Origin of the sequence: Oscillibacter sp. CU971 (assembly GCF_905219725.1) — a bacterium.
GTDB lineage: Bacteria > Bacillota > Clostridia > Oscillospirales > Oscillospiraceae > Oscillibacter.
Map to the genome: position 1 here is coordinate 1 of NZ_CAJMXG010000149.1, position 7,357 is coordinate 7,357.

Annotated in this window: 6 protein-coding genes; 4 read left to right on the top strand and 2 right to left on the bottom strand. The window is 65.4% G+C overall.

Annotated features, from left to right (window positions below; all coding sequences use genetic code 11):
• Window positions 1-447: superoxide dismutase (locus JX325_RS10620; protein ID WP_204791103.1), on the bottom strand; the 447-nt coding region annotated here is incomplete at its 3' end.
• A 689-nt stretch (window positions 448-1,136) separates the two neighbouring features.
• On the opposite strand from JX325_RS10620, the gene JX325_RS10625 reads away from it, so the two are divergent.
• Window positions 1,137-2,126 carry a stalk domain-containing protein gene (locus JX325_RS10625; protein ID WP_204791104.1) on the top strand — a complete coding sequence of 330 codons (990 nt, stop codon included), beginning with the start codon at window positions 1,137-1,139 and terminating at the stop codon, window positions 2,124-2,126.
• Window positions 2,127-2,301: 175 nt separating this feature from the next.
• On the opposite strand, the gene JX325_RS10630 is transcribed toward JX325_RS10625, so the two are convergent.
• Window positions 2,302-4,371: a serine hydrolase gene (locus JX325_RS10630; RefSeq protein WP_204791105.1), complete on the bottom strand. Its 2,070-nt coding sequence runs from the start codon at window positions 4,369-4,371 to the stop codon at window positions 2,302-2,304.
• A gap of 294 nt (window positions 4,372-4,665) precedes the next feature.
• Between JX325_RS10630 and rimP the strand changes: the two genes are divergently transcribed.
• The 3 genes from rimP (at window position 4,666) to rnpM (ending at window position 6,711) form a co-directional block, all read left to right on the top strand.
• On the top strand, window positions 4,666-5,127 hold the full coding sequence (gene rimP, locus JX325_RS10635) for a ribosome maturation factor RimP (protein WP_204791106.1): 462 nt from the start codon (window positions 4,666-4,668) through the stop codon (window positions 5,125-5,127).
• Window positions 5,128-5,184: 57 nt separating this feature from the next.
• Window positions 5,185-6,390: a transcription termination factor NusA gene (nusA, locus tag JX325_RS10640; protein ID WP_204791107.1), complete on the top strand. Its 1,206-nt coding sequence runs from the start codon at window positions 5,185-5,187 to the stop codon at window positions 6,388-6,390.
• A gap of 48 nt (window positions 6,391-6,438) precedes the next feature.
• A complete protein-coding gene (rnpM, locus tag JX325_RS10645; protein WP_204791108.1) occupies window positions 6,439-6,711 on the top strand; it encodes an RNase P modulator RnpM in 273 nt (90 codons plus the stop codon).
• Window positions 6,712-7,357 lie beyond the last annotated feature (646 nt).

Below are 7,357 nucleotides of genomic sequence, written 5' to 3' on the forward strand. Positions count from 1 at the left end.
GACCACGGAGAGCCGCCCCTCGCTGTCGCTGACCAGCCAGGCCCAGCCGGAGCCGAACTGCCCTAGGGCGGCGTTCTTCATGGCGGCCTTTAGGCCCTCCAGGTCCCCGAAGTCCCGGGCCGCGGCGTCCGCCAGGGGGCCCATGGGAGAGGAGGCGGGGCCGGGGGCCAGAGTTTTGAAATAGAGGTCGTGGTTGTAAACGCCCCCGGCGTTGTTCCGCACGCCCTGGCGGATGTCCTCCGGCAGGCGGGGCCACTCCTGGACCAGGCGCTCCAGAGGCCAGTCCTGGACCTCCGGGTGNGTCTCCAGGAGCTTGTTCAGGTTGTCGATATAGGTTTGAAAGTGCTTGTCGTGGTGGAAATGCAGCGTCCGCTCCCCGATCTCCGGCAGAAGGGCGTCGTAGCCGTAGGGCAGAGGCGGCAGGGCGAAGGGGTAATGTGCTTCCATAGGGTTCTCCTTTCATGGCGATTGCTTCNTATAGTATATGTGAAGGGCGGGCCTGGCATACAGAGAGAAAATTTTGAAAAAATTTCTGCAAAGTTTGGAACAAACGCCATCGCTCCATCGTCTATAATAGGGGAAACCAAAGACGGCACAGGAAAGAAGAGAGAAGCATGAAGCAGTTTATCTGGATGCTCTGCGGGATTTTTGTCTCCGGGCTGCTGGTNGGAANCCTCAGCGCCTGCGGGGCGGAGCAGTACAGCGTGTGTACCATTACCGCGGAGAAGCCCTCCGCCGCCCAGGAGGAGTCCCCCGCGCTTGGGGAACCGCCGGAGTCCGGAGCTGAAGAGCCGCTGGAGGAGCCGCCCGCACCGTCCCCNAAGCCCGGGGCCTCCATCACCGCCGAGGAGGACCAGGCCCGGATGCTGGCCTACGGCAAGGTATTATGGGACATGTACCNGCTGGGCCTCCGCCCCGATGGGGAGGAGCTGGAGCGTGCCACGGACCTGGGCCCCGCCGAGGGAAACCGCTTCGCCATCGCCGATGTGAACGGCGGCGGGGCGGAGCCCCTGGAGATTCCCTATCGCCCCCTGGAGGAGGTGAACATCGCCGCCCTGGGCTGTCCCAGGCCGGAGGTAACGTACCCGGAACCTGTTGGATAACCGATGCAACATAAATATAAGGAGGAAATTACAATGAAAAAATTACTGTCTGTACTGCTGGCCCTGGCGGCCCTGTCCGCCGCGCTGTGCGTCACCGCCGCTGCGGCGGAGACCGCCCCCGCGGCGGAAGAGCCCGAGAAGCTCCCCCCCTTCGTCCAGGTCTGGGGCAAGGTCTCCCCCTGGGAGGGGGAGGGCATTTACCTCAAGAACGACGACAAGGACAGCCATTTGAATGAAGTGGTCATCCACCCCGGCGACGCTCCGGTGGTGGACGGGGNCACGGGCCTGCCCCTGGATTTGGAGAAGGTGAAGGAGGGGGACACCCTCTATGTCTGGACAGGCCCCGCCATGGCGCTAAGCCTGCCGCCCCAGATGTCCGCCCTGGTGATTGTGGGCAATGTTCCCGCCGGCGCCGCCGCGCCGGAGTTTTGTGAAATCGCCCAACGGGCCGTGTCTCCCGCCCCCGGCGATAAGGGCAACCCCACCTTCGCGCTTACCGGCGGCGAAACGCTGGAGGTGACGGACAAGACCGTCTACACCCCCTGGCTGACCCGCCAGATGGTGCGGATGGAGGACCTGAACCCCGGCGACCGGGCGCTGGTCTGGAAGGACAAAAACGGCGCGGCGGAGAAGGTCCAGCTCCTCCCCGGCGTGTATCAGGGCTATGTCTCCACCTTCGCCACCATGCACGACGTGCGCATCGCGGTCAACGGCGGCTTTGACGCAGAGCGGGACCAGGGGGTTCCCCAGTTCTCCGGCCAGCGGACGGACAAGGGCGTGATGGCCCCCATCCGGGGNGTTGCCGAGGCCGCCGGGTATGAGGTCCGCTGGGATAAGGCCCTGGGCGTTGTGGTGAGCCGGGACGGCGAGACGGTCTTCTCCGTCCAGCCCGGCGCGGAGACGGTCCAGACACCCGAAGGGGAGGGCTATCTCTCCGCCCCCTGCCTTAAGGAGGGCGGCACCACTTACCTGCCGCTGGAGGACCTGTGCCATTGGCTGAACCTGTACTGCTCCTGGGGATAAGGGCTTTTCTGAACAGAATGAAAAGGGAAACTGCGCCGGCAACGGANAGGTTCGTTGCCGACGCAGTTTTTTCGCAATATCCAAGCTTGGTATTATTTCCGAGCTTAAAACTCNGAAATAANCCATTNNATTTCGGAAGTAATAATGCGTTAAAGTTCTTTTTGCTTACTTTTTTTCAAGAAAAAGCAAGCTCAAACCGCGCACCGGGGTCTCCGGCAAAGACGATCAGGCCGTCCTTGGACAGCTTGGCGGACGCGTCGTCCCACAAAACGGAGGAGGCCGTAAGCTTGCCCTTGGCGTCGTAAACCCAGAAGCCCGCGTCCTTGGGCATCTGGACGGTCATGGTCTTTCCGCCGGCGCTGTCGCCCACCTTGTACCAGCGGGCGTATCCGTCGGGCTGGATGGTGGAGGCGGCCTTGCCCTCGCTTCCGGTGGAGAGGGTGGGGACGGCGTTCANGTCCATGTAGACGCCGCCGCTGGACTGGTAGAACCAGAGGTTCCCCTTCGCGTCCCGGCGGAGCTCGATGTCGGAGCCGTCCCGGCTGCCGGTGCCGGGGACCTGGGTGGCGANGCNNGCNTGNGTCTCGTCCTCAATGCGCAAAGAGCCAATGTAGCCGGGGGCGCTCTCGACGGCGCCGCCGGAGTCCACCTGGAGCAGGGCCCCCAAAGACGCGTAGACCTGAGAGCTGTAACGCTCGTTCATGGGCAGGACGGCCCCGCCCATGATGGACTCCCATTTCTCCTGGAGGGCCGGGTCAATGTTGTTCTCCGGCAGCTTCATGGCGGCGTAGTTGGACGTGGGCAGATACCCAAGGCCGGAGAGGTCCGCGAAGGCCCACTGGTAGAGGTAGGTCTCGCCGTTGTCCTCCTCCACCAGCCGGAGGGCGGAGGTTCCTCCCCCGTCCCGGAAGGTGCCGTCGCTGTAATAGTAGAAGGTCCGGGGCGGGAAGTCCGGCGTGGCGGGGTAGCGCATGNTCAGGGTCCCGTCCTCGCTGAGCTCCACCTGATAGACCGTCAGGGAGCCGTAATAGCCCGCGTAGTCCAAAAGCTCCTTCGGCATGGGGGCCTTCTCGGCGGCGGGGAGCCGGAGTCGGAGCTCCACCACCTCTTCCTTCTCCCGGAGGACCGACAGCAGCATCTGAGAGGCGGCCATCTCGTTGTAGGTGGAGNCGCCGNCGGAGCTGAGCACCGCCGCCGCCAGCTTGTACTCCGGCAGCACCACCAGCCCGGCGTGGTAATACTGGGTGTCGCCGCCCTTCACCAGGGCGGTGATGCCGTTTTCCGAGAAGGGGTACCACTCCACGCAGTCCCAGCCCAGGCCGTAGGACAGGGCGTCGGGGCCCTCCGCGGGCCAGAGGCCGTTGGCGTACTCCGGGGCGGCCATGGCGTCCAGGGAGGCCTTTTTCAGCAGCGTGGACTTGGTGAGGGACCCGCCGAAGGCGGCCACATCCTCCGCCGTGGCGTAGAGCCCGCCCGCGCCGACCACGCCCAGGCAGTCCTTGGGCAGGGGACGCTTGTCCCCGGCCTGGAAGATGTCCGCCCGGCGGCTTTCAAACTGGTCGGAGGGGAAATAGGTTTCCTTCAAGCCGGCGGGGTCAAAGATGTGCTCCCGAAGGTATTCCTCAAAGCTCACGCCGGAAACGGCCTCCACCACCAGCTCCGCCAGGGTGAAGCCGTCGTTGCAGTAGACGCTGAACGCGCCGGGGTCCGCCTTGAGGCGCTGCCCGGCCAGGCAGTTTAAAAGCTCGTCGGTAGCGATGNGGCTGGGGTCGTCNAAGAGCATGCCGCTGGTGAAGGAGGGGCCCATCAGGCCCGAGGAGTGGTTCAGCAGCATCCGCACGGTGATGTCCTTATACCGGGGGTCCGCCATCTTGAAGGCGGGCAGGTACTTCACCACCGGCGTGTCCAGCTCCAGCTTTCCCGCCTCCGCCAGCTGCATGACGGCCACGGTGGTGTAGATCTTGCTGACGGAGCCCGCACCGTAGACGGGGCTTTCCCCCTTCAGCGGCTCGGCGCCGCCGTCCTCCTTGGCAATCTGGGAGCCGGAGGAGATGATTTTTCCGTCCTGCCAGACGGCCCAGCTGGCCTGGGTGGCCTGGCCGTAGGTCATGGCGCTGTTGACGGTGGCCCGGGCGGCCTCGTCCAGGGCCGTCCCGCTCTCCGCCGCCGAAACGGGGAGGATGAGGCTCAGGCTCAGGACCAGGGCCAGCAGCAGGGCGCTGAGGGTCTTGGTGTTTTGTTTCATGTTGGTTTCCTTTCCCGCCCCGGGGGAAACCGGGGCGTCTTTGTGGGATGCCCCCTTAGGATACACCTTCCACCAGGGGGAATGTCAAGGGGGTACCGGTGAAAAGTGTAAATTTCGTCCTGGGATGCCGGGAGGGAGACGAAAATTTATAAAAAGGCTTGCGCTTTTTCATGAGCTGTGGTATATTGCATATATTAGAGTAAGATGGAAGCTAAGGTAAGGAGTGGACCGGCGGTCCGCTCTTTCTTTTGGCAATTTTCCCTTCCTCAAAATGGTTTGGAGGGCCGTCCATTTATGAAGAAAATTACCGAACTGACCGCGGAGCTGGCCGCTCCCGCTATCGAGGAGGCGGGCTGCACCCTCTGGGATGTGGAATATGTCAAGGAGGGCGGGACGTGGTACCTCCGGGTCCTCCTGGACAAGGAGGGCGGCGTGGACATTCTGGACTGCGAGGCCGTGTCCCGGAAGCTCTCGGACCTTCTGGACGAGGCGGACCCCATCGAGGGGAGCTATACCCTGGAGGTGGGCTCCGCCGGGGCGGAGCGGACTTTGAAGCGGCCCGGGGATTTCGCCCAATTCATGGGCAGTCCCGTGCTGGTGAAGCTTTACCGCGCCATGGAGGGGCGGAAGGAGATTCCCGGCGTCCTGACGGCCTATGACCCGGAGAGCGGGGCCGTTACCGTGGAGGCGGGGGGTGCGCCCCGGACCTTCGAGAAGAAGGACGTGGCCCTGGTCCGCCTGCGGGTGGAATTTTAACGGATTGCTTTTTAAGTGTATTTAAGTGTANTTCAGGAATAAGGAGAATCGGCAAAGATGAGAGGCAAGAAGCNGAAAGAACCCGCCGGCATGAACCCGGGGGAGATCTTCGCCGCCCTGGAGCTGCTGGAGCAGGAACGGGGCATTCCCAAGGAGGCCATGCTGGAAAAGGTTATCAAGGCCATCACCACCGCCTACCAGCGGGACCACAAGGACGTGGAGGAAGAAAACATCGTCGTGGAGGCGGACGAGGTCCACAAGGAGCTGCGCATGTTCATCCGCAAGACCGTGGTGGACGAGGAGGACTATGTGGACCCCTTTAACGAGATGTCCCTGGAGGAAGCCAAGGCCATCTCCGCCCGGTATGAGATCGGCGACGTGGTGAACATCCCGGTGGACAAGATGGAGTTTGGCCGCATCGCCGCCGGAAACGGCAAGCAGGTCATTATCCAGGGCCTCCGGGAGGCCGAGCGGGGCAAGGTCTACGACGAGTTCAACTCCAAGCAGCACGAAATCCTCACCGGCGTGGTCAGCCGCATCGACCCCCGGAACGGCGCGGCCTCCCTCCGCATCGGCACCGGCGCGGAATCCACCGAGGCGCTGCTGCTGGCCGGGGAGCAGGTTCCCGGCGAGCCCCTGGAGGAGGGGATGCACGTCAAGGTCTACGTGGTGGATGTGCGCCACTCCACACGGGGGCCCCAGGTGCTCATCTCCCGGACCCATCCGGGCCTGGTGAAGCGGCTCTTTGAATTGGAGGTGCCGGAGATTTTCGACGGTTCCGTGGAGGTGCGCTCCATCGCCCGGGAGGCGGGAAGCCGCACGAAAATGGCCGTCTGGTCCCGGGAGGAGAATGTGGACCCCATCGGCGCCTGCGTGGGCCCCAGGGGCCAGCGGGTGGCCTCCATCGTCGACGAGCTTCGGGGGGAGAAGATCGACATCATCAAATGGAGCGAGGACCCCGCCGAGTTCATCGCCGCCGCCCTGGCCCCCGCCGACGTGGTGGAGGTGCGCATGGCGGAAGAGGGGGTCAAGGCCTGCCGCTGCGTGGTGCCCGACGACCAGCTGTCCCTGGCCATCGGCAAGGAGGGCCAGAACGCCCGCCTGGCCGCCCGGCTGACGGGATATAAGATTGACATCAAGCCCCAGAGCTACCAGCCCGGGGAGGATGAGGACGACCTCTTTGCCGCCGCCGCGGCGGAGCGTCCGGCGGCTTTGCAGGAAGAACCCGGGGACGAAGAGGCCCCGGAGGCCGTCGAGGAGTAAGCCCGGCGGAGCGCCGCCGGATGATTGGATGAGAAAGGGGGGACCCGCGTGCCCAAGGTGAAAAAGATTCCCCAGCGCCAGTGTGTCGGCTGCCGGGAGATGAAGGATAAGAAAGCCCTTTTGCGGGTGGTCCGCTCCCCGGAGGGGGCGGTGAGCCTGGACTTCACCGGGAAGAAGCCGGGCCGGGGGGCCTATGTGTGCCCGGACCCGGAGTGCCTGAAAAAGGCCCGGAAGTCCCGGGCGCTGGAGCGGGCCTTTGAGACTGCCATCCCCCCCGAGGTTTACGACGCCATGGAGGCGGAGCTGGGAGGCGGGACATGAGCGGAAACAACGTGCTGTCCCTTTTGGGGCTGGCCCTCCGGGGCGGGCGGCTGGCGGTGGGCGAGGAGCCCGCGGCCCTGGCCGCCAAGGCCGGACAGGCGCGGCTGCTGCTGACCAGCTCCGACGCGGCGGGGAACACCCTGCGCCGGGCGGAGCACCTGGCGGAAGAGGGCCATTGCCTCCATTTGANGCTCCCCTTTTCCAAGGCGGAGCTGGGCGGGGCCCTGGGCCGGGGCAGCGCCGCCGTCGCGGCTTTGACCGACACGGGCCTTGCCGCCGCCGTGGCGGAGCGGCTGGCCCAGGCGGACCCGGAACGCTATGGCGAGGCCGCCGCCCGGATGGAGCTGAAGCGCCGCCGGGCCAAGGAACGGAAGGAGGCCCCCCGCCGGGACCCGCCGAAACGAGAGCCGCCGCANGGANGGGACCGCCGCCCGCCCAAAAGAGCGGAGGGCCGTTCCCCCAGGGATGGGGGGAGGCCGGAGGAGCGCCNGACCGGAAAGCCCCGCCCCTGGGGCGGTGAGCGAACCGGACGCCCTTACGGCGGCAAGCCGGGAGAGGGCCGTCCCCGGAGGGGGGACCATCCCGGAGGGCCGCGGCCCGCCGGAGGCCGCGGCGAAAGGCCGGGCCGCCCGCCCCGGTACGGAGG

Excerpts from the sequence above, each read along its gene's own strand:
- rimP (WP_204791106.1), top strand. The coding sequence starts at position 4,666 with ATGAAGAAAATTACCGAACTGACCGCGGAGCTGGCCGCTCCCGCTATC.